A 20,366-nucleotide genomic window follows, 5' to 3' on the forward strand; every position below is an offset into this window, starting at 1 on the left:
TTTGCTAAAAAGGGATCTTCCCAAGAAGGAGATCCTTAATATGGCGTTACCGACTGATTACACAAATGGAAAATTTTTAAAGAAATTTGCTGCGATAGGGCCTTATTTACGTGAGCAACAATCTATCAAAAACTGCTACTTTTTTGATAGCTTGGTTGTCTGTGTTAATGCGAATATCGCGCCTGAAAAACGTGAGTTTTGGGGATGGTGGTTAGAACTAGCCCCTATGGATGAAGGCTTCGAATTTGCTTACAAGTTAGGGATCTACAACAATCAGGGAAGTTGGCAAGCAAAAACCTTGAAAGATGCCGCAACGACGGAAGCCGTCGAAAAGAATCTGCATGCCTTCCATCAACGCCTTACCCAGCAATTATCTGCCCTAGAGTTAAGCTTGTTCCCATCCCCCTTAATGACAGAATTAAAGCTGGAATTAAGCGCATAAAATTGTTTTAAACCAACTTTTGTTTAATTTTGCGTTATGCCTGTTGGCATAACGCGCATCTCCTGATAAAACTGATACCCACTTTGTATTTATTAATCCTAATGGCAGAAAAATGATGAAAAATAGCCAAACACTCGTGGTCAAACTTGGCACAAGTGTCTTAACAGGGGGCTCACGTCGTTTAAATCAAGCTCATATCGTTGAGTTGGTTCGACAGTGTGCGCAGCAATATGAAAAGGGTCACCGAATTATTATTGTCACGTCTGGCGCAATTGCCGCAGGGCGTGAACATCTCAATTACCCCGAACTGCCGGCCACCATTGCATCTAAACAGCTGCTGGCGGCGGTCGGTCAAAGTCGTTTAATCCAATTATGGGAAAGACTTTTTTCCATCTATGGGATCCACATTGGACAAATGCTATTAACGCGTGCGGATCTTGAAGATCGCGAACGTTTTTTAAATGCACGAGATACACTGCAAGCGCTGTTAGATAACGGCATTATTCCGGTGATTAACGAAAACGATGCAGTGGCGACGGCAGAAATTAAAGTAGGGGATAACGATAACTTATCCGCACTTGCTGCCATCCTTGGTGATGCAGATAAATTACTGTTATTAACCGATATTGAAGGCCTGTATGACGCGGACCCGCGCAGTAATCCGAACGCAAAATTAATCCCTGAAGTTCACGGTATTAATGATGATTTACGCCGTATGGCAGGGGATAGCGTAACGGGCTTAGGCACCGGTGGAATGGCAACAAAATTACAGGCGGCTGATGTTGCTGGCCGTGCTGGGATTGACGTATTCATTGCCGCGGGCAATAAACCGGATGTCATCAATTCAGTGATTGAAAATATCCCTGTAGGAACTCGTTTTTATGGGCAGAAAAACCCAATGGAAAACCGTAAACGCTGGATTTTTGGGGCGCCAGCGGCGGGCGATGTCTACATTGATGACGGTGCACAATTAGCCATCACTGAAAAAGGTAGTTCGTTATTGCCAAAAGGCATTAAGAAAATTGAAGGCGATTTCTCCCGTGGCGCAGTGGTCCGTATTCGCAATATGGCAGGTAAAGATTTGGCACATGGCGTAAGCCACTATAATAGTGATGCGCTCAGAATGATTGCCGGTCATCATTCCCAAGATATTGGTAAAATCCTTGGCTATGAACATGGCTCAGTAGCCGTTCATCGCGACGATATGATAGTGAGTTAATTATGTTAGAACAAATGGGTAAAGCGGCGCGCGAAGCGTCATGGCAGTTGGCTCAATTCAATACCAAACAAAAAAATAGTGCGCTTGAGCAAATTGCTGACCTCTTAGAGCAAAAGAGTGCCAGTATTTTAGCGGCTAACCAGCTGGATATGGCTCAAGCTCAACAAAGCGGTATGAGTGAGGCATTACAAGATCGTTTATTGCTGACCCAAGCGCGCTTAAAAAGCATCGCGGATGACGTCAGAAAAGTGTGCCAACTGGCTGATCCGGTAGGGCAAGTCCTTGATGGTAGCGAGTTAGATAGCGGGTTAAATTTACAACGTCGCCGTGTTCCGTTAGGGGTCATTGGGGTTATCTATGAAGCTCGTCCTAATGTCACTGTGGATGTTGCTTCTTTATGTTTAAAAACGGGAAATGCGGTCATTCTGCGTGGTGGAAAAGAGACGCATAATACCAATCTTGCTGTGGTAGAGGTTATTCAGCAAGCGCTGAAAAATAGCGGGCTGCCAGCCAATGCAGTACAGGCAATCAATAATCCGGATCGTGAATTAGTGACTCAATTATTAAAATTGGATCGCTATGTGGATATGCTGATTCCTCGTGGTGGCGCGGGTTTACATAAACTATGTCGTGAACAATCCACGATCCCAGTGATCACTGGCGGAATTGGTGTTTGCCATACTTTTGTAGATGACTCTGTGGATTTTGATAAGGCACTGAGCGTTATTACTAATGCTAAAGTTCAGCGCCCAAGCGCATGTAATTCATTGGAAACACTGTTGGTTCACGAAAATATTGCAGCGAGTTTCTTACCGCGTTTAAGTGAGAAAATGGCTCAGCAGCAAGTGACATTACATGCCAGCGAAAAAGCAATGGCATTCTTGAAAGATGGCGTGGCTAAAGTAGTGCCTGTTCAAGCGGAAAACTTAGTTGATGAATGGTTATCTTTGGACTTGAACGTTGAAATTGTTTCAGGGATTGATGCCGCTATCGAGCATATTCGCCATTATGGTACCGCGCATTCTGACGCCATCTTAACGGAATCTATTCGCCAAGCGGATTACTTTGTACAGCGTGTGGATTCAGCTGCGGTATACGTGAATGCCAGCACCCGTTTTACCGATGGTGGACAGTTTGGACTCGGTGCGGAAGTGGCTGTGAGTACCCAAAAACTCCATTCCCGTGGACCTATGGGGTTAGATGCTCTGACTACTTATAAATGGATTGGTTACGGTGATTTTTTAAGTCGACCATAATTTAATCATAATAATTTCGAGCCACACTGCGTGTGGCTTTATTTTTTTAGACTATTCGCCATTTTGGCTAACCTGCTAGAAGCATGTGTATGGCAAATTTATCATAGTAATCATGATGATGGGATGAATATCGATGTTCTACATTATTGGGCCTAGAGGCTCAGGAAAAACAACAATTGGTAAGAAACTCGCGGAAAAAACGGGTTACCAGTTTATTGACACCGACAAACTTATTTTTGAACATGCAGGAATGAGCATCGCTGATATTGTCAAGCAACAAGGTTGGGACTATTTTCGTCAGCTTGAAAGCCAAATTCTTGCTTCAATCGAACCACAAAAAGCGATTGTTTCAACAGGGGGTGGGATTATTTTAGCCTCTGAAAATCAGCAGGTTATGCGAGATAATGGAACGGTTATTTATTTACGTTCAACCCCAGAAACTCTCGCACAGCGGCTGGCGGCAGAGCCTCAAGCAGAACAGCGACCGAGCTTAACAGGAAAATCACTGCTTGAAGAAATTGAAGAGGTAATGGAGCAGCGTGATCCTATCTATTTATCGACTGCGCACCACGTTATTGATGCCAATCAATCCATTGATGCTATCATTAACCAGATCGCAAATTTGAGATAAATATTAGGTATACCAGTGCCTTTAGGAATAAACCCCTTAATGAGGTGCATGGGTATCGAGATAATTATTGTAGTATCTAATTGTTAATCAATAGATAAAATTATCATCATAAGAAAGGGAATCATTATGTTGGCAAAGATAATAAAAAAAGTACTGAAGTTTTTGTTTCGTGTCGAAGTCATTGGCAACCCAAATGAGTTCAATCAAGACAAATGTATCATTACGCCAAACCATGTCTCTTTTCTTGATGGTGTGTTGATTGCGTTATTCTTACCAGTAAGACCTGTATTTGCTGTGTATAGCACGGTGGCGACGCCTAAGATGATCAAACGCCTTAAGCCTTATGCCGATGTTGTTGCATTAGATCCAAAAAATCCATTAGGTCTCAGACACCTTGTTCGTGAAGTGGACAAAGGTCGCCCCATTGTTATTTTCCCAGAAGGCCGTATTTCTGTTCATGGCTCTTTAATGAAGATCTATGAAGGCGCTGCTTTCGTCGCTGCCAAATCAGGGGCAAAAATTGTCCCTATTCGTATTGATGGTGCTGAGCGAAGTCATTTTGGGCGCTTAAAAGGGGTTATCCCGTTAAAGTGGTTCCCGAAAATCAAGTTACATATCCTACCTGCTGAAGCCATTCCTATGCCGGATGCACCTCGTGCGGTTGAGCGCCGTGCACTAGCAGGTGAACATCTTTACCAAATCATGAAAGCGGCACGTATGGCAAGCCGCCCACAAATGACGTTAGTCGAAGCCTTTATTGATAGTATTGAACGTTATGGGCGTCGTTCTCGCTGTATTGAAGATATCGCCTTTAAAGAGGATAGCTATCAAGGATTACTGAAAAAATCCCTCGGCGTTGGACGAATTATCGAACGCTACACCCATGAAAATGAGCGTGTAGGGTTATTGCTACCCAATGCGACAGTGACCGCGGCAGCAATTTTCGGTTGCTTAATACGTGGGCGAGTGCCTGCGATGCTGAACTACACGGCGGGAAGTCATGGGATCAGTAATGCGCTGAAAGCGTCGACGGCGAAAGTGGTTTTCACCTCAAGACAATTTTTGGAAAAAGGGAAGCTGACCCATATTCCTGAGCAAGTACCTGAAGCCACTTGGATTTACCTTGAGGATTTAAAAGACACTGTTACCTTGCAAGATAAGTGGTGGATTATTAAGCACTTATTTTCACCACGTAACGCGATTATTCCTCGAAATGTGGATGATGAAGCTATTGTATTGTTTACCTCTGGCTCTGAAGGAACGCCAAAAGGCGTAGTACATAGTCATCGTAGCTTAATGGCGAACGTTGAACAGATCAAAACCATTGCCGATTTTACGCCGCGTGACCGTTTTATGTCATCGCTTCCGCTATTCCATGCATTTGGATTAACGGTTGGGTTATTTATTCCACTGTTTTCGGGTAGCCGTGTTTTCCTATACCCAAGCCCACTACATTACCGAATTATTCCTGAGTTAGTGTATGACCGAAATTGTACCGTTCTGTTTGGAACTTCAACATTCTTAGGTCATTACGCCCGCTTTGCCCATCCGTATGATTTTGCAAGAGTACGCTATGTCGTGGCTGGCGCCGAAAAACTGTCGGATAAAACCAAGAAAATTTGGTACGAAAAATTTGGTATTCGTATTCTTGAAGGCTATGGCGTGACTGAGTGTGCGCCGATTGTCTCTATTAATGTCCCTATGGCGGCGAAAGAAGGCTCTGTAGGGCAGATTTTGCCCTGTATGGAAGCCCGTATTATCCCATTGCCGGGCATTGAACACGGTGGAAAACTTCAACTGAAAGGCCCGAATATTATGAAGGGCTATTTACGAGTTGAAGCACCGGGTGTGTTAGAGGAGCCAAAAGCGGAGAATGCTCAGGGCGAGATAGAACCAGGCTGGTATGACACTGGGGATATTGTTGAGTTAGACAGTAAAAACTTCTGCACTATTAAAGGACGAGTGAAGCGATTTGCTAAACTCGCTGGCGAAATGGTTTCTCTTGAAAGCATTGAACAAATGGTGTCAGAGATTTCGCCAAGTTGCGACCACGGAGTTGTGACTAAACCCGATACTAGCAAAGGCGAAGCGTTGGTGCTATTTACCACCGATAAGGATCTTGACCGAGGTGCATTATCTGCCGCAGCGAAAAGTAAAGGTTTAACCGAATTGGCGGTTCCACGGGATATCCGCTGGGTTAAAGCCTTACCAGTATTAGGTAGCGGAAAAACGGATTTCGTGACATTAAAACAGATGGCGTTAACAGGGGAATAATATGCAGGATAGCACACCAAACACGCCACTGATGAGCACTGGGATGAAAGCCGTTTTGGCATCTCAGTTTCTTTCTGCATTTGCAGATAACGCGTTATTATTCGCGATATTAGCGCAGTTAAAAGCGGAATTTTACCCAGAATGGAGTCATCCAATTCTACAAATGGTGTTTGTTTTCACCTATATTGTGCTGGCACCATTTGTGGGGCAAATAGCGGATAGATTCTCTAAAGGTCGCGTGATGCTATTTTCCAACATATTTAAATTTGTTGGGGCATTGGGGATCTGTTTAGGGGTTAATCCATTCTTATGCTATGGGTTAGTCGGTGTCGGTGCTGCGGCGTATTCTCCTGCAAAATACGGTATTTTGGGCGAGCTGACCGGAGGCGATAATTTAGTAAAAGCTAACGGTTTAATGGAGGCTTCAACGATAGCTGCGATTTTAGTGGGCTCTGTGGTGGGCGGCATGCTCTCTGACATTAACCTATTATTGGCGTTGGGAACCTGCTCTTTACTGTATGCACTAGCGGTCATTGTAAACTTTTTTATTCCACATTTAGCGGCTGCAAGACCAGGAACAGGATGGAATTTCAAACTGTTGCTGGCGGATTTTTTCTCCGCCTGTCGTATTTTATGGGCAAACCAAGAAAGCCGATTCTCCCTTGTGGGTACCAGCATGTTTTGGGGCGCAGGGGTGACATTACGTTTCTTGCTGGTGGCATGGGTGCCCGTGGCCTTAGGATTACAAGATAATACAACCCCGACCATTTTGAATGCGATGGTTGCAGTAGGTATTGTGGTGGGAGCAGGGTTAGCGGCGAAATTTATCACCTTAAAAACGGTTTATCGCTGTATTCCCGCAGGGATTGTGATTGGGGTTATGGTGGTTTTCCTGTCACTGCAAACCAATATTATTCCTTCATATTTTATATTGATAGTATTAGGGATTTTTGGTGGATTATTTGTGGTTCCACTGAATGCTTTGCTCCAAGAGAAAGGTAAAGAAACGGTCGGAGCAGGTAATGCCATCGCAGTACAAAATCTCGGTGAAAATAGTGCCATGCTATTAATGCTAGGGTTATATTCTCTGGCGATAAAGGTTGGGTTCTCAGTCGTGAGCGTGGGTGTCGGTTTTGGTGTAGTGTTTGCTATCGCGATTGCAGGGCTGTGGATTTGGGATCGCGCTCGTAAAAAAACAGCATAATGGTGAATAGCCAAATGATAGATGAGAAGCAACTCGAAATATTAAGTATTCAGTTAGGACAGCGTTTACTGCAACTTGATAAAACAGTGACGGCGGCAGAATCCTGTACTGGTGGATGGATTGCCAAAGTGTTGACGGATATCTCAGGTAGCTCAGCTTATTTTAACCGTGGGTTTGTGACTTACAGTAATGAAGCCAAGCACCAAATGATTGGGGTAACGAACGACTCATTAACGCGTTTTGGTGCAGTCAGTCAGCAAGTGGTTCAGGAAATGGCACTTGGCGCATTAAATGAAGCTCAGGCAGATTTTGCGATGTCAGTCAGCGGAATTGCCGGACCGGGTGGCGGAAGCAAGGACAAGCCAGTAGGAACAGTTTGGTTTGGTTTTGCATTAAAGCAGTCCAATGGTACTGTGGATGTTGTGACTCGTCATCAAGTATTCGAAGGTGATAGGTATCAAGTTCGTTTACAATCAACAGGTTATTCGATAGAAACGCTTTTACAGTTAATATCTGAAAAATTTTCTTGATACTGTATGATTATACAGTATACTTAGTTCCAACAAATCGAATTCAATCGTTTTATTCGCAATGGTTACCACCATTGCCTTAGGGAGTGAACATGGCTATTGATGAAAACAAACAAAAAGCACTTGCTGCGGCATTAGGTCAAATCGAAAAGCAATTCGGTAAAGGCTCCATTATGCGTCTTGGTGAAGACCGCACAATGGATGTTGAAACCATTTCAACAGGTTCTTTATCTCTTGACGTTGCTTTAGGTGCGGGTGGTTTGCCATTAGGGCGTATTGTTGAAATCTACGGTCCTGAATCTTCAGGTAAAACGACATTAACTTTGCAAGTTATTGCCGCAGCACAACGTAGTGGTAAAACGTGTGCATTTATTGATGCTGAGCACGCACTTGACCCTATCTACGCGAAAAAATTAGGCGTTGATATTGATAACCTGCTGTGTTCCCAACCTGATACTGGTGAGCAAGCGTTAGAGATCTGTGATGCATTAACTCGCTCTGGTGCAGTAGACGTGATCATCGTTGACTCCGTTGCAGCATTAACACCAAAAGCGGAAATTGAAGGCGAAATCGGTGATTCTCATATGGGTCTTGCGGCGCGTATGATGAGCCAAGCAATGCGTAAATTAGCGGGTAACTTGAAAAACTCAAATACCTTGCTGATTTTCATCAACCAGATCCGTATGAAGATTGGTGTGATGTTTGGTAACCCAGAAACCACAACTGGTGGTAACGCACTGAAATTCTACGCTTCTGTCCGTTTAGATATCCGCCGTATTGGTGCAGTGAAAAACGGTGAAGAAATTGTTGGTAGCGAAACTCGCGTTAAAGTCGTGAAAAACAAAGTTGCGGCACCATTTAAACAAGCTGAATTCCAAATCCTTTATGGTGAAGGTATCAATACCTTCGGTGAGCTGATTGACTTAGGTGTTAAACATAAGCTGATTGAAAAAGCAGGTGCATGGTACAGCTATAACGGTGACAAAATTGGTCAAGGTAAAGCGAACTCGACAACTTATCTGAAAGAACATCCTGAAGTCGCACAAGAAATTGATAAAAAGCTGCGTGATTTATTATTAAATCATACTGGTGAATTGGGCAATACAGCGACTGATTTCATCAGTGATTCTGATGAAGAAGAAGTTCCAGAAGAATTTTAATTCAACGCTAACGTGTTGAAATAAATTGATATCAAAAGCGCCATTCTTAATTGATTGGCGCTTTTTTGTTTCTGCCTATCACAATAATAGTTTATTGAACAGTTTTTCTGTGGAAAAATACCCTAGCCAGAGGTATAAACATACTTTCAGAAAATATTCAGACGCTTTACAATGAAAGCCGCGAATGGATGTATCTATATTTTACTTCTATACAAAGAGACTTTATCTTATCAGTCACTTTTTAATCGGAGAGTTGATTAGAGGTGATGTTACATTCCATCTCAACAATTCGTAATTCTGTTTCCAGCTTGATATCGGGATAAATATGAGTAAAAGCACCGCTGAGATCCGTCAAGCGTTTCTCGACTTTTTCCATACGAAAGGTCATCAGGTGGTAGCCAGCAGTTCGCTAGTGCCAAATAATGACCCAACACTATTGTTCACTAACGCAGGGATGAACCAGTTCAAAGATGTATTTCTTGGTCTGGATAAACGAGCATATTCCCGAGCGACAACCGCACAACGTTGTGTACGTGCAGGTGGTAAACATAACGACTTAGAAAACGTGGGCTATACAGCTCGCCACCACACATTCTTTGAAATGTTAGGTAACTTTAGCTTCGGTGATTACTTTAAGCACGACGCTATTCGCTTTGCATGGGAACTTTTAACCAGCGAACAATGGTTTAACCTGCCAAAAGAAAAACTGTGGGTTACTGTATACGCGACTGACGATGAAGCTTACGATATTTGGAACAAAGAAATTGGTGTTCCTGTTGAGCGTATTATTCGTATCGGTGATAACAAAGGTGCTCCTTACGCCTCTGACAACTTCTGGCAGATGGGTGACACTGGACCTTGCGGACCATGTACCGAAATTTTCTTTGACCATGGCGATCACATCTGGGGTGGCCCTCCAGGAAGTCCAGAAGAAGATGGCGACCGCTATATTGAAATCTGGAACCTCGTCTTTATGCAGTTCAACCGTCAATCTGACGGTACCATGGAACCACTACCAAAACCTTCTGTAGATACAGGTATGGGGCTGGAACGTATTTCTGCGGTTCTGCAACACGTGAATTCGAACTATGAAATCGATATTTTCCGTGAACTGATTGCTGCAGCAGCAGAAGCGACAGGTGCAACTGACTTGTCCAACAAATCTCTGCGCGTTATTGCTGACCATATTCGTTCATGCGCATTCTTAGTGAGTGATGGTGTCATTCCATCAAACGAAGGTCGTGGTTACGTTTTACGTCGTATTATTCGTCGTGCGGTACGTCATGGGTACATGCTGGGCGCGAAAGAAACGTTCTTCTATAAATTAGTTTCTACCCTAATTAAAGTGATGGGACCTGCTGCGGAAGAGCTACAGCGTCAACAAGCTTTAGTTGAAAAAGTATTAAAAACGGAAGAAGAACAGTTTGCGCGTACTTTAGAACGTGGTCTGCAATTATTAGATGAAGAGCTGGTAACACTGAAAGGCGATACGCTAGACGGTGAAACGGCATTCCGTCTCTATGATACTTATGGATTCCCGTTAGATTTAACGGCTGATGTTTGTCGCGAGCGTAATCTTAAAGTGGATGAAGAAGGCTTTGAGCGTGCAATGGAAGATCAGCGTCGTCGTGCGAGAGAATCAAGCGGCTTTGGCGCAGACTATAACGCACTGATTAAAGTTGACAAACACAGTGAATTCTCAGGCTATCAGCATGATGAACAGCAAGCGACTATCACTGCATTATATAAAGATGGTCAGCCAGTTGATTCCCTGCAAGCGGGAGATGAAGGTTTAGTCATCCTAGATAAAACCGCATTCTACGCAGAATCAGGCGGTCAAGTTGGTGATACTGGTGTTCTTAAAAATGACAGCGCTAACTTTACGGTTACTGATACCCAAAAATATGGCCAAGCAATTGGTCATGTGGGTAAAGTTGAATCTGGCTCATTAGTTGTTAACCATCGAATTGCAGCTATAGTCAATAGTGAAAGACGTAATGCTATTCGTCTAAACCACTCGGCGACTCACTTATTACATGCAGCATTACGCCAAGTCTTAGGCGAGCACGTTTCTCAAAAAGGCTCGTTGGTAAATGACAAGTATCTCCGTTTTGACTTCTCTCATTTTGAAGCGATGACACAACAGCAACTGCGTCAAGTGGAAGATATTGTGAATGCCCAGATCCGTCAAAACTCAGAAATTGAAACTGAGTTGATGGATTTAGAGGGTGCGAAAGCGAAAGGGGCTATGGCATTATTCGGTGAAAAATATGAAGAGCGCGTACGTGTTCTGAGTATGGGGGATTTCTCCATCGAATTATGTGGTGGTACACATGCTAGCCGCACAGGGGATATTGGTTTATTCAGTATCTTAAGTGAGTCTGGTACCGCTGCTGGGGTTCGTCGTATCGAAGCGACAACTGGCGCAACTGCAATGGAGCACTTACATGCTCAGTCAGAACAACTTTCTGCGATTGCTCATCTATTAAAAGGTGATGCAAATAGCGTAGTTGAGAAAGTTAAAGCTGCATTGGATAAATCACGAAATCTTGAAAAAGAGATTTTGCAATTAAAAGATCAGCAAGCCTCTCAAGAAAGTGCTTCACTAGGTAGTAAAGCGAAAGATGTTAAAGGTATCAAACTATTAGTTAGTCAATTAAGCGATACTGATCCTAAACTATTGAGAACAATGGTCGATGATCTAAAAAATCAGCTGAAATCGGCGATTATCGTGCTTTCAACCACAAGTGGTGATAAAGTCAGTATAATTGTTGGTGTGACTAATGATTTGACTGCTAAAATTAAAGCAGGTGATTTGGTATCCTATGTTGCTCAGCAAGTAGGCGGTAAAGGTGGCGGTCGACCAGACATGGCGATGGCTGGAGGTACTGACGTAAGCGCATTACCAACAGCGATGGAAAGTGTCGAACAATGGGTTGATTCTAAACTGTAATTGCTGCGAAGTTACCCCATTTTAGTGGGGTAACTTTAATCTGTTGCAGCATTGTTAATATGTTGCCGGTAGTGTTATATTTTGCTTGTAAATAATTAGAATTATTGCCTTGATGGCATCAATGCTTTAGGTGAATGTCATTGCTTTACGTTTTCACGGTGTGTGATGGACAATAGCGGGGAATACCTAGAGACCCGACTCTTTTAATATTTCAAGGAGCAAAGAATGCTTATTCTGACTCGTCGAGTTGGTGAAACACTCATGATAGGCGATGAGGTAACAGTGACCGTATTGGGCGTAAAAGGCAACCAAGTACGTATTGGTGTTAATGCCCCAAAAGAAGTTTCTGTTCACCGTGAAGAAATTTATCAACGGATCCAGGCCGAAAAGACTCAACCAGACAATCAATAATAATGAATAAGCGTCCAGTGAGTTATCACACAGCAATAATGGGCGCTTGTCTTTCCCCTTTTTATCTTTAGTAATTCCTTAATCTTTCTATTTTTTAATTGGCTTAGCACATTATGTTGGTGTTGAGCGCTATCTCTTTGAATGAATCCACCTTTCTTTTTGTACTATTTTTATGCTGCCAAGCTACGCGTTATCAACTTTCTCTATTTTTTCCTGAATTTTTTATATTAAAAGTGATGATAATAAAAGAGCAAGAAAGCACGGAAACATTGCTTTTTCGGTGTTAAACTAATCATCTTGCTTGTGAAATGTGCAAACGATCATTGGAATGCAAAAAGTTTGGAAAAATTGTTTGACTTCTAAGTCTAGGAAAGTAATATGTGCGCCACACAGAGACGAGATGTTTAAACAAAAACAAATCGTATGTGACTAAAATATGGTGAGGTGGCCGAGAGGCTGAAGGCGCTCCCCTGCTAAGGGAGTATGCGGTCAAAAGCTGCATCGAGGGTTCGAATCCCTCCCTCACCGCCATTTTAGGCTCTGCATCCGTAGCTCAGCTGGATAGAGTACTCGGCTACGAACCGAGCGGTCGGAGGTTCGAATCCTCCCGGATGCACCATTTTCTACCTTATAAGCAAAGCTGATAGGGTGATGTTTTGGTTTATAGCGAACTGAAACAAAAGTAGTTTAGATTTAATATGGTTCTTAAAGCTAATAAGATTTATAACCATAACCATAAACATTGAAGTAGATTTTGATTAAGCAGTATTGAGAGAGAAGTACGTATTGCACTAAAATGCATCCGTAGCTCAGCTGGATAGAGTACTCGGCTACGAACCGAGCGGTCGGAGGTTCGAATCCTCCCGGATGCACCATCTCTTAAACATTTCTGTTAGTATCAACAATTCTGTCATCAATTTCATAAATCAAAATTACTGCTGTAGTCATACAGCATCGATTGATAATCGACAAATTTTGCATCCGTAGCTCAGCTGGATAGAGTACTCGGCTACGAACCGAGCGGTCGGAGGTTCGAATCCTCCCGGATGCACCATCATTAAAAACTCCTCAATTTGAGGAGTTTTTTTTTGCCTAAAATCCTAACTTACTATCTTCCTTCCTTCCTTTTCTTTCTGTTTTCTCATCGGGTAAACCACACATCTAGACAGCGACAATTTATGTGATTTAAGCTAAAGTAATCACCTTATTAAAATAAAACTAAATCACAGGCGGGAGGTCGATTTGATCCCGGACGTATCAAAAGCGCTCTCATGGTTAGAAGCGCACCCGGAAATTCTCAATGGCATTCAACGCGGCATTGAGCGTGAAACACTACGTGTGACACCTCAAGGTGCGTTAGCTGAGACATTACATCCAGATGAGCTGGGGAAAGCCCTTACCCATAAATGGATCACCACGGATTTTGCGGAATCCTTACTCGAATTTATTACTCCTGTAGATAAAAGCATTAGCCACAACTTGGCTTTTTTGCGAGATCTACATCGCTATACGGCACGTCATTTACAAAATGAAAGAATGTGGCCGTTAAGTATGCCTTGCTTTATTGCAAGTGAAGATAAGATCACGCTGGCGCAATACGGTAGCTCCAATGTGGGGCAGTTTAAAACACTGTATCGTGAAGGGTTAAAAAACCGCTATGGGGCATTAATGCAAACCATCGCGGGGGTTCACTATAACTTCTCATTCCCAATTGAGTTTTGGAAAGCGTGGGCTGGTGTTGAAGACGCAGAAAGCGGAAAGGAAAAAATTTCTGAAGGCTATTTACGCCTAATCAGGAATTACTATCGCTTTGGTTGGGTCATCCCATACCTATTTGGTGCATCTCCCGCTATTTGCGGCTCTTTCTTAAAGAACAGAGAAACCTCACTGAATTTTAATAAAACTGAGTGTGGTACTTATTATCTGCCATATGCAACCTCATTGAGAATGAGTGATTTAGGCTACACCAATAAATCTCAGAGTGATTTAAATATTACGTTTAACCACCTTGATGAATATGTGGAAAATCTGAAGAAAGCCATTCATAAGCCTTCTGCTGAATTTGAAAAGTTGGGCGTGAAAAAAGATGGCAAGTACGTTCAGCTGAACACTAATGTGTTACAAATCGAGAATGAGCTATATGCGCCAATTCGTCCGAAGCGTGTACCACAAGGCAATGAATCGCCTTCTGATGCATTATTACGTGGTGGTATCGAATATATTGAAGTTCGCTCCCTTGATATCAACCCATTTAGTCCGATTGGAGTTAATGAAACTCAGGCCCGCTTTGTGGATTTATTCCTCATTTGGTGCGTGCTTGCAGATGCCCCGGAAATGAATGTTCAAGAGCTGGATTGCTGCCGCAAAAACTGGAACCGCGTGATCCTTGAAGGTCGTAAGCCGGAGCAGGTGATTGGCTTTGGTTGTGGTAGCGAGCTTAAGCCATTGGTTGAAGTGGGACAAACACTGTTCAAAGATCTGATCCGTGTGGCTGAAGTCTTAGATACCTGCTGTGATGCCAAATACAAAGACGTGTGTCATCAGTTTGTCGCCATGTTTGAAGATCCAAACTTGACCTATTCAGCGCTGGTGATGGACGAAATGCTGGAAAAAGGTATTGGTGGCTATGGGTTAGAATTAGCTGAAAAATATTATCAGCAGCTAATTAATGAACCTTATGAAGTGATCACTGAAGAGCAGTTTGAACAGGCGCGTTTGGCTTCAATTGAGAAACAAAAGAGAATGGAGCAGGATCAGAGCGAAAGCTTTGAAGAGTATCTTAAGATCCACGCTGGACGCTAAAAGAAAATGGCCACAACAAGGTGGCCAAACAAAAAATCTTTTAAAGAATTAGGGATGATAACAATTTGCGCGTCTTTCACATATTAAGACTCTGCATTTTTGGATTAGTTTCATTTTATTCAAAATTATTTTTTTTATTTTTATGGAGGTCATGAAATGCCGTTATTAGACAGTTTTACTGTGGATCATACGCGTATGGCTGCTCCTGCTGTTCGTGTAGCGAAAACGATGACAACGCCTCATGGGGACACTATCACCGTATTCGATTTACGCTTTACAGTCCCAAATAAAGAAGCAATGACAGAAAAAGGAACGCATACCCTAGAGCACCTTTTTGCGGGTTTTATGCGAGATCACCTTAATGGTAACGGTGTTGAAATCATCGATATTTCGCCAATGGGATGCCGTACAGGCTTCTATATGAGCTTGATTGGTCAACCGGATGAACAGCGTGTTGCTAACGCCTGGAAGGCTGCTATGCAGGATGTGCTGCATGTGCAAGATCAAAATAAGATCCCAGAGCTTAATGTGTACCAATGTGGTACTTACAAGATGCACTCTCTTGAAGAAGCTCAGCAAATTGCTCGCAGTGTGCTTGCGAAGGATATTCTCGTCAATAAAAACGATGAGCTTGCATTGCCAGAAGAAAAGCTTGCCCAGCTTCACGTTTAATTATTGAAAAAGATAGACTAAAAAGCCTTAAAATCACCGATCAATTGGTCAGGTTTTTAAGGCTTTTTCCATTGAAATGAACAATTAAAATTCAGGGGCTTGTGAGTCAAAACCGAGCGGAGTGATTTTTACCTGCTTGATAATATTATCGCTGATCACTAAAACTTCGATAACATAGTGACCAACAACTATTTGTTCTTCAGGCTGTGGAATATCACCTAATACCTCTAAAACCATCCCATTAACGGTTCTAGGACCATCAATAGGAAGGTTCCAATCAAATGCTTTATTCAGGTCACGAATGTTTGCTGTTCCATCCACAAGGACGCTGCCGTCGCTCTGAGGCATGACTTCTTCAGCTAGAGAAGGCGACATTGATGTTGTGAAATCACCGACAATTTCTTCCAAAATATCTTCTACGGTGATCAAACCTTGGATCTCGCCATACTCATCAACGATGATGCCAAGCTTCTCTTTTTTATGCTGAAAATTAACCAACTGAACGTTGAGTGGCGTACTATTGGGAATGAAATAGATACTATCGGCGGCTTTGATCAAATTCTGCTTGTTGAACTCACGTTTCTCTACCATCAATCGATAAGCTTCTCGCACACGCAAAATACCAATCAAATCATCAAGAGAATCACGATACAGGACAATACGTCCATGAGGGGAATGAGTGAGCTGCCTAACAATCGACTTCCAATCATCATTAATATCGATCCCCACAATTTCATTACGTGGCAGCATAATATCGCCAACGGTGACTTTGTCTAAATCAAGAATCGAAATCAGCATGTCTTGATTACGGCGGCTGAGCTTGTTTTTGGACTCATGAACAATGGTACGCAACTCTTCTTTATTGACCGCATCATTACGAGTATTTGAGACATTTATCCCACAGCAACGCATAAAAAGGGCAGAAATAGTATTAAACGCCCACACGACAGGTAGCATGATTTTTTGCAGTGGCGTAAGAATAAAGCTACTAGGAAAGGCAATACGTTCTGGATACAGTGCCGCAATGGTTTTTGGCATCACTTCTGCAAATAGCAGAATAACAAATGTGAGCACGCCAGTTGCAATGGCGACACCCATATTGCCATATAAGCGGATCCCGATAATGGTCGCGAGAGCAGAGGCAACAATGTTGATTAGGTTGTTACCAATCAATACTAAGCCCAGTAAGCGGTCGGGATGGCGTAGCAGTTTTTCAACACGGATAGCGGAGCGATTACCTTGTTTCGCTAAATGTTTTAACCGATAACGGTTCAACGTCATCATACTGGTTTCTGACGCTGAAAAATAAGCGGATAAAAAAATTAAAACAATCAGTATGATGATTAGAGTACCAGTAGATACTTCATCCAAAACAAGGTTCCTTTTTTATAACAGCCGTTTAAAGCTAAAATGGCTCTACGCCATGGTTAATTGCTGAATCAATCGATTACCAAAAAACGCCAAGGTAAGGATAAGTGAACCGCCCACATGGAAAAAGAGGACGCGTTTGCCTCGCCATCCACCATGAAAATGTCCCCACAGCAAAATAACGTAAACAAACCAAGCAATGACGGAGAGTACGGATTTGTGGATATTCTCTTTATCAAAGATGTTATCCATATAAATAAAGCCCGTGCACAGGGTTAAGGTCAACAGAATGACCCCCACCTGAGTGACGTGAAACATTTTGCGTTCAATGACCATCATTGGCGGCATATCAGGGCTAAATTTCAGAATTTTGTTTTTAAGTTGGTAGTCAATAATGGCGACTTGAAACGCATATAACGCCGCGATAAGCAAGGTAGCGTAGCTTAATAATGCCAAGCCAATATGAACAAATAATGGAGTGCTTGCCTCTAAATGAGTAATAAACTCACCAGGCATAATTGTAGATAAAATCAGGTTAATAATCGCGAAACTATACACAATAGGGGTTAAGTACCACGCACGCCCTAAATAGGAAACCACCGTCATAATCAAACACATTAAGAGGCTGACAGAGGAGCCTAAATTTAAGAGGGTGAGATTTTGCCCGCTGGCTTCACTAAAAATTTGTAATTTCAACGTGATTGCGTGAGTAACCATCGCCACGATAGCTAATAAAATAGCCAATCGACGATAAAGAGCTTGCTTGCGCACTTGTCCGGGGACGATCAGCAGCAGACTGACCATGTATGTACAAACTGCTATGACTGCAAATACGGGCATAGTATAGTGTCGTTATTCATTTTAAGTGGATAGTAATTAACTAGTATAACCCGTGCAAGTGTAGGCTCCAACTATTGGTATGACGTATCGCTGTATATTCTTTACTAATCGCTCATTTAGGCTAACTAAACGAAGCAGCGAAACCCCATCAAGTGTGATACAATCGGCGACCAACACAGCGTTGAATTGTGCCGTGGCTATCTTGAGTTTGCCCTTGAAATACAGCGCGCGAGTAACCAAATAAGGCTACATATAGGCCCATAACAGAATTGAGCTAAGACACATGTTTGATAATTTAACTGACAGACTATCGCGCACTTTGCGCAATATCAGCGGGCGTGGACGTCTGACTGATGACAATATTAAAGATACATTACGCGAAGTTCGCATGGCGTTACTGGAAGCCGACGTTGCTTTGCCAGTCGTCCGTGAATTTATTCAAAAAGTCAAAGAAAGTGCTGTTGGTCAAGACGTTAATAAAAGCCTAACACCGGGTCAAGAGTTCATTAAAATTGTTCAAAATGAACTGACCCGCGCAATGGGTGAAGAGAATCACCAGCTGAATTTATCTGCTCAGCCTCCAGCTGTTGTGTTGATGGCAGGTTTGCAAGGTGCGGGTAAAACAACCAGCGTTGCAAAACTGGGTAAATTATTAAAAGAAAAGCAAAAGAAAAAAGTCTTAGTGGTTTCTGCCGACGTTTATCGCCCTGCGGCGATCAAACAGTTAGAAACTTTAGCACAAGCGGTTGGCGTTGATTTCTTCCCATCTGAAGTCCAAGAAAAGCCAGCGGCAATTGTTCAAAAAGCCTTAAAACACGCACAATTACAATTCTACGATGTATTGTTAGTGGATACCGCTGGTCGTTTACATGTTGATGAAGCGATGATGGAGGAGATCCAGGAAGTCCATCGTATAATCAATCCAGTTGAAACCTTGTTTGTGGTTGATGCCATGACGGGGCAAGATGCGGCAAACACAGCGAAAGCCTTTAACGAAGCATTGCCATTAACAGGGGTTGTTTTAACCAAAGTTGACGGTGATGCGCGTGGTGGTGCTGCATTATCTATCCGCTCTATTACAGGTAAGCCAATCAAATTCTTAGGGGTTGGTGAAAAAACTGATGCCCTTGAACCATTCCATCCAGAGCGCGTGGCTTCACGTATTTTAGGTATGGGAGATGTGTTATCTCTGATTGAAGAGATTGAACACAAAGTTGACCGTGATGAAGCAGAGAAATTAGCGAAGAAGCTGAAAACAGGGGATACCTTTGATTTCAATGACTTCTTAAACCAGCTAAAACAGATGCGTAATATGGGCGGAATGACCAGCATGTTGAGTAAGATGCCAGGTATGTCCCAGTTACCGGATGCGGTTAAATCCCAAATGGATGACAAAATTACCATCCGTATGGAAGCGATGATCCAATCCATGACGCGTAAAGAACGCGAAAAGCCAGAGATTATCAAAGGATCGCGTAAGCGTCGTATTGCTGCGGGTTCTGGAACCACAGTACAAGAGGTTAATAAACTCTTAAAACAGTTTGATGATATGCAGCGCATGATGAAAAAGATGAAAAAAGGCGGTCTCGCCAAGATGATGCGCGGTATGAAGGGTATGATGCCTCCGGGTTTTCCGGGGCGTTAAGCAATAAAGCCTGAAACAAAAGTGTACTTTTGATTGATTTTTGCGTCAAAGTGAGTAAACTTTTCGGGCTTTTTATATGACAGCCGGACTCTATCCCTCGATGGAGTCTGGTTGTTTTGTTAACTAATGAGGATGTTATGGTAACAATTCGTTTATCTCGTGGCGGCGCTAAAAAACGTCCGTTCTACCAAATCGTTGTAACCGATAGCCGCAATGCGCGTGACGGTCGTTTCATTGAGCGTATCGGTTTCTTCAACCCGATCGCTGCAGGTCAAGCAGAAGAACTGCGTTTAGACCTGGACCGTATTGAGCATTGGGTTGGCTTAGGCGCAACTGTTTCTGACCGTGTTGCACAACTGGTCAAACAAGCTAAAAAAGTAGCTTAATCTGTCACGGTGGTAACAATGAGCAAGCAAACTAAACTACTGCCTCCTGCGAACCCAATTGTATTGGGCAAATTAGGCGCGGCATACGGTATTCGTGGTTGGCTCAAAGTTTTTTCCTCCACCGAACATGCTGAAAGTATTTTTGATTATCAACCTTGGTTTATCCAACGTTCTGGTCAATGGCAACATATTGAAATAGAAGATTGGAAACATCATAACAAAGATATCATCGTCAAGCTCAAAGGGGTCGAAGACCGCGATGCAGCTGCTCTATTGACCAATTTTGAAATTGCGGTTGATTCAACCCAACTTCCTGATTTGGACAACGACGAATACTACTGGAAAGACCTTATGGGCTGCCATGTAGTGACGTCTGAGGGTTACGACCTTGGTACTGTCATTGATATGATGGAAACGGGATCGAATGACGTTCTCGTCATCAAGGCAAATTTAAAAGATGCATTTGGCATCAAGGAGCGGTTGGTTCCGTTTCTTGATGGGCAGGTTATCAAGAAAGTCGATCTCTCCACCAAAACTATTGAAGTGGAGTGGGATCCTGGTTTTTAAATCTCC

At 42.9% G+C, this 20,366-nt stretch carries 17 protein-coding genes and 4 tRNA genes; 19 read left to right on the forward strand and 2 right to left on the reverse strand.

Translation table 11 applies throughout. From position 1 onward, the window contains the following. Nucleotides 1-40: 40 nt before the first annotated feature. From crl to luxS, 16 genes are all read left to right on the forward strand, one after another. Nucleotides 41-442 (forward strand): sigma factor-binding protein Crl, encoded by a 402-nt coding sequence (gene crl, locus ACY3ZI_RS05205; protein WP_036954207.1) that lies wholly within the window; start codon nt 41-43, stop codon nt 440-442. 115 nt (nt 443-557) lie between these two features. After that, entirely contained in the window at nt 558-1,661 is a 1,104-nt protein-coding gene (proB, locus tag ACY3ZI_RS05210; RefSeq protein ID WP_211886773.1) for a glutamate 5-kinase, read from the forward strand. A 2-nt stretch (nt 1,662-1,663) separates the two neighbouring features. Then, nucleotides 1,664-2,917, forward strand: a complete 1,254-nt coding sequence (gene proA / locus ACY3ZI_RS05215; RefSeq protein ID WP_108479427.1) for a glutamate-5-semialdehyde dehydrogenase — start codon at nt 1,664-1,666, stop codon at nt 2,915-2,917. Nucleotides 2,918-3,050: 133 nt separating this feature from the next. Then, complete coding sequence (gene aroL, locus ACY3ZI_RS05220) at nt 3,051-3,548, forward strand: shikimate kinase AroL (protein ID WP_036954209.1); 498 nt, start codon at nt 3,051-3,053, stop codon at nt 3,546-3,548. A gap of 126 nt (nt 3,549-3,674) precedes the next feature. After that, nucleotides 3,675-5,822 carry a bifunctional acyl-ACP--phospholipid O-acyltransferase/long-chain-fatty-acid--ACP ligase gene (aas, locus tag ACY3ZI_RS05225; protein WP_487376326.1) on the forward strand — a complete coding sequence of 716 codons (2,148 nt, stop codon included), beginning with the start codon at nt 3,675-3,677 and terminating at the stop codon, nt 5,820-5,822. A gap of 1 nt (nt 5,823) precedes the next feature. After that, nucleotides 5,824-7,026, forward strand: coding sequence for a lysophospholipid transporter LplT (lplT, locus tag ACY3ZI_RS05230; protein ID WP_487376328.1), 1,203 nt, complete (start codon nt 5,824-5,826; stop codon nt 7,024-7,026). 14 nt (nt 7,027-7,040) lie between these two features. Continuing rightward, nucleotides 7,041-7,556: a nicotinamide-nucleotide amidase gene (pncC, locus tag ACY3ZI_RS05235; RefSeq protein WP_165906942.1), complete on the forward strand. Its 516-nt coding sequence runs from the start codon at nt 7,041-7,043 to the stop codon at nt 7,554-7,556. Nucleotides 7,557-7,648: 92 nt separating this feature from the next. After that, on the forward strand, nt 7,649-8,716 hold the full coding sequence (gene recA, locus ACY3ZI_RS05240) for a recombinase RecA (protein ID WP_487376331.1): 1,068 nt from the start codon (nt 7,649-7,651) through the stop codon (nt 8,714-8,716). A 325-nt stretch (nt 8,717-9,041) separates the two neighbouring features. After that, complete coding sequence (gene alaS, locus ACY3ZI_RS05245) at nt 9,042-11,669, forward strand: alanine--tRNA ligase (protein WP_211886479.1); 2,628 nt, start codon at nt 9,042-9,044, stop codon at nt 11,667-11,669. A 225-nt stretch (nt 11,670-11,894) separates the two neighbouring features. Beyond that, a complete protein-coding gene (gene csrA, locus ACY3ZI_RS05250; RefSeq protein ID WP_004264815.1) occupies nt 11,895-12,080 on the forward strand; it encodes a carbon storage regulator CsrA in 186 nt (61 codons plus the stop codon). Between the two features lie 438 nt (nt 12,081-12,518). Then, nucleotides 12,519-12,611, forward strand: a tRNA-Ser gene (locus ACY3ZI_RS05255). 11 nt (nt 12,612-12,622) lie between these two features. Next, nucleotides 12,623-12,699, forward strand: a tRNA-Arg gene (locus ACY3ZI_RS05260). Nucleotides 12,700-12,878: 179 nt separating this feature from the next. Next, nucleotides 12,879-12,955 (forward strand) — tRNA-Arg (locus ACY3ZI_RS05265). 102 nt (nt 12,956-13,057) lie between these two features. Beyond that, nucleotides 13,058-13,134: transfer RNA gene (locus tag ACY3ZI_RS05270), tRNA-Arg, on the forward strand. Nucleotides 13,135-13,322: 188 nt separating this feature from the next. Further along, on the forward strand, nt 13,323-14,882 hold the full coding sequence (gshA, locus tag ACY3ZI_RS05275) for a glutamate--cysteine ligase (protein ID WP_211886478.1): 1,560 nt from the start codon (nt 13,323-13,325) through the stop codon (nt 14,880-14,882). Nucleotides 14,883-15,038: 156 nt separating this feature from the next. Beyond that, nucleotides 15,039-15,554, forward strand: coding sequence for an S-ribosylhomocysteine lyase (luxS, locus tag ACY3ZI_RS05280; RefSeq protein ID WP_036949818.1), 516 nt, complete (start codon nt 15,039-15,041; stop codon nt 15,552-15,554). An 84-nt stretch (nt 15,555-15,638) separates the two neighbouring features. Here luxS and ACY3ZI_RS05285 read toward each other — a convergent pair whose 3' ends face one another. Then, nucleotides 15,639-16,925, reverse strand: coding sequence for a CNNM domain-containing protein (locus tag ACY3ZI_RS05285; RefSeq protein ID WP_036949821.1), 1,287 nt, complete (start codon nt 16,923-16,925; stop codon nt 15,639-15,641). A gap of 45 nt (nt 16,926-16,970) precedes the next feature. Continuing rightward, nucleotides 16,971-17,762, reverse strand: a complete 792-nt coding sequence (locus ACY3ZI_RS05290; protein ID WP_108479420.1) for a cytochrome C assembly family protein — start codon at nt 17,760-17,762, stop codon at nt 16,971-16,973. A 283-nt stretch (nt 17,763-18,045) separates the two neighbouring features. Between ACY3ZI_RS05290 and ffh the strand changes: the two genes are divergently transcribed. The 3 genes from ffh to rimM all read left to right on the forward strand — a co-directional run bounded on the left by ffh (nt 18,046) and on the right by rimM (nt 20,360). Beyond that, on the forward strand, nt 18,046-19,407 hold the full coding sequence (ffh, locus tag ACY3ZI_RS05295) for a signal recognition particle protein (RefSeq protein ID WP_036949826.1): 1,362 nt from the start codon (nt 18,046-18,048) through the stop codon (nt 19,405-19,407). A gap of 137 nt (nt 19,408-19,544) precedes the next feature. After that, nucleotides 19,545-19,793, forward strand: coding sequence for a 30S ribosomal protein S16 (gene rpsP, locus ACY3ZI_RS05300; RefSeq protein WP_036949828.1), 249 nt, complete (start codon nt 19,545-19,547; stop codon nt 19,791-19,793). 18 nt (nt 19,794-19,811) lie between these two features. After that, a complete protein-coding gene (rimM, locus tag ACY3ZI_RS05305; RefSeq protein ID WP_036949830.1) occupies nt 19,812-20,360 on the forward strand; it encodes a ribosome maturation factor RimM in 549 nt (182 codons plus the stop codon). The last annotated feature ends 6 nt before the right edge of the window (nt 20,361-20,366 follow it).

The sequence above is a fragment of the Providencia sp. LY12 genome (genome assembly GCF_057621555.1).